Source organism: Azospirillum formosense (assembly GCF_013340925.1).
GTDB classification, from domain to species: Bacteria; Pseudomonadota; Alphaproteobacteria; order Azospirillales; family Azospirillaceae; genus Azospirillum; species Azospirillum formosense.
Genome location: NZ_WHOR01000439.1, coordinates 1 through 2604 on the forward strand (window position 1 = coordinate 1; position 2604 = coordinate 2604).

A 2604-nucleotide genomic window follows, 5' to 3' on the forward strand; every position below is an offset into this window, starting at 1 on the left:
CTTACACCAGCTCCACCGCCACCGCCGTGGCCTCGCCGCCGCCGATGCACAGCGAGGCGACGCCGCGCTTCAGCCCGTTCTTCTCCAGCGCCGCCAGCAGCGTCACCAGGATGCGCGCCCCCGACGCGCCGATCGGATGGCCGAGCGCGCAGGCACCGCCATGCACGTTGATCTTGTCGTGCGGGATGTCGAGTTCGCGCATGGCCGCCATGGCGACCACGGCGAAGGCCTCGTTCAGCTCGTAGAGGTCCACGTCCTTGGCCGACCAGCCGGCGCGCTCCAGCACCTTGTTGATCGCGCCCACGGGTGCGGTGGTGAACCAGGCCGGGGCCTGGGCGTGGTTGGCGTGGGCCTTGATCTCCGCGAGGATCGGCAGGCCGAGCTTCTCGGCGTTGGAGCGGGTGGTCAGCACCAGCGCCGCCGCACCGTCGGAGATGGAGGAGGCGTTGGCCGCCGTCACCGTGCCGTCCTTGGCGAAGGCGGGCTTCAGCGTGGGGATCTTGGCCGGGTCGGCCTTCAGCGGCTGCTCGTCCTTCTCCACCACCGTGTCGCCCTTGCGGCCCTTGACGGTGACCGCGGTGATCTCCTTGACGAAGCTGCCGTCCTCGGTGGCGCGGCGGGCGCGGTTCAGGCTCTCGATGGCGTAATTGTCCTGCGCCTCGCGGGTGAACTGGTAGTGGGTGGCGCATTCCTCCGCGAAGGTGCCCATCAGGCGCCCGCGGTCGTAAGCGTCCTCCAGCCCGTCGAGGAACATGTGATCGAGCACGCGGCCATGGCCCATGCGGTAGCCGCCGCGCGCGCGGTCCAGCAGGTAGGGGGCGTTGGACATGCTCTCCATGCCGCCGGCCACCATGATCTCGGCCGAGCCGGCCTTGATGAGGTCGGTGGCGAGCATCACCGCCTTCATGCCCGACCCGCAGACCTTGGAGATGGTCGTGCAGCCCGCGGCCTCCGGGATGCCGGCGCCGAGCGACGCCTGACGGGCCGGCGCCTGCCCCAGACCGGCGGGCAGGACGTTGCCCATGAACACCTCGTCCACGGCGTCCGGCTTCACCCCGGCCCGCTCCAGCGCCGCCTTGATGGCGGCGGAGCCGAGCTGCGGCGCGGTCAACCCCTGCAAGTCACCCTGGAAGCCGCCCATCGGCGTGCGGGCGGCGCCCGCGATCACAACGGTATCGGTCATGGTTCTTCCCTTCCCTCCGGCTTTGCGCCGTTTTCCTCAGGCCGTTTCCTTGAACAGCTCGCGCCCGATCAGCATGCGGCGGATTTCGCTGGTGCCGGCGCCGATCTCGTAGAGCTTGGCGTCGCGCAGCAGGCGGCCCGTCGGGTATTCGTTGATGTAGCCATTGCCGCCCAGAGTCTGAATGGCCTCCAGCGCCATCCAGGTCGCCTTTTCGGCGGCGAAGAGGATCGCCCCGGCGGCGTCCTTGCGGGCCGTCTCACCGCGGTCGCAGGCCTTCGCGACGGCGTACACATAGGCCTTGGCGGCGTTCATGATCGTGTACATGTCGGCCAGCTTGCCCTGCATGAGCTGGAACTCGCCGATCGGCTGGCCAAACTGCTTGCGGTCGTGCAGGTAGGGGATCACCACGTCCATGCAAGCCTGCATGATGCCGAGCGGCCCGCCGGCCAGCACCGCGCGCTCATAGTCAAGACCCGACATCAGCACGTTCACGCCGCGCCCGACGCCGCCCAGGATGTTCTCCTCCGGCACCTCGCAGTCCTCGAACACCAGCTCTCCGGTGTTGGAGCCGCGCATGCCCAGCTTGTCGAGCTTCTGCGCCACGGAGAAGCCCTTGAAGGACTTCTCGATGAGGAAGGCGGTGATGCCGCGCGGGCCGGCGTTGACGTCGGTCTTGGCGTAGACCACCAGCGTGTCGGCGTCCGGCCCGTTGGTGATCCACATCTTCGTGCCGTTCAGCACGTAGCGGTCGCCCTTCTTCTCGGCGCGGAGCTTCATCGACACCACGTCGGACCCGGCGTTCGGCTCCGACATGGCGAGGGCGCCGATGTGCTCGCCGGAAATCAGCTTGGGCAGGTAGCGGGTCTTCTGCTCCGCCGTGCCGTTCTTGCGGATCTGGTTGACGCAGAGGTTGGAGTGCGCGCCGTAGCTGAGGCCGACCGAGGCCGAGGCGCGGGAGATTTCCTCCATCGCCACGACATGTTCCAGATAGCCCATGCCGGCGCCGCCATACTCCTCCTCCGCCGTGATGCCGAGCACGCCGAGGTCGCCGAACTTCCGCCACAGCTCGTTCGGGAACTCGTTGGTGCGGTCGATCTCGGCGGCGCGGGGCGCGATCTCGTCGGCGGCGAAGCTGCGCACCGTGTCGCGCAGCATGTCCGCGGATTCGCCGAGGTCGAAGTTCAGGGTCGGATACTGGTTCGACAGCATGGTGTTGGCGCTCCCCCCGGAGGTCTGTTCTTCGTTCCCGCCATACGGCGACGTATGGAGCCGTACGGTAGCGTATGGAAATGGGCGTGGCAAGGGGTTGTGGGGAGTGGTCGTCACGAGCCCCCACCCAAACCCTCCCCCGCTTCGCAGGGGAGGGCTTAACTCCTCCCCCTGCAAAGCGGGGGAGGGTTTGGGTGGGGGCTCGTGACGAC

Annotated in this window: 2 protein-coding genes; both read right to left on the reverse strand. The window is 68.2% G+C overall.

The window, feature by feature from the left end; genetic code table 11:
- Position 1 precedes the first annotated feature (1 nt).
- Positions 2-1183, reverse strand: coding sequence for an acetyl-CoA C-acyltransferase (locus GBZ26_RS28700; RefSeq protein WP_035679327.1), 1182 nt, complete (start codon positions 1181-1183; stop codon positions 2-4).
- A 36-nt stretch (positions 1184-1219) separates the two neighbouring features.
- Positions 1220-2392, reverse strand: a complete 1173-nt coding sequence (locus GBZ26_RS28705) for an isovaleryl-CoA dehydrogenase (RefSeq protein ID WP_174441712.1) — start codon at positions 2390-2392, stop codon at positions 1220-1222.
- Positions 2393-2604: the final 212 nt, after the last annotated feature.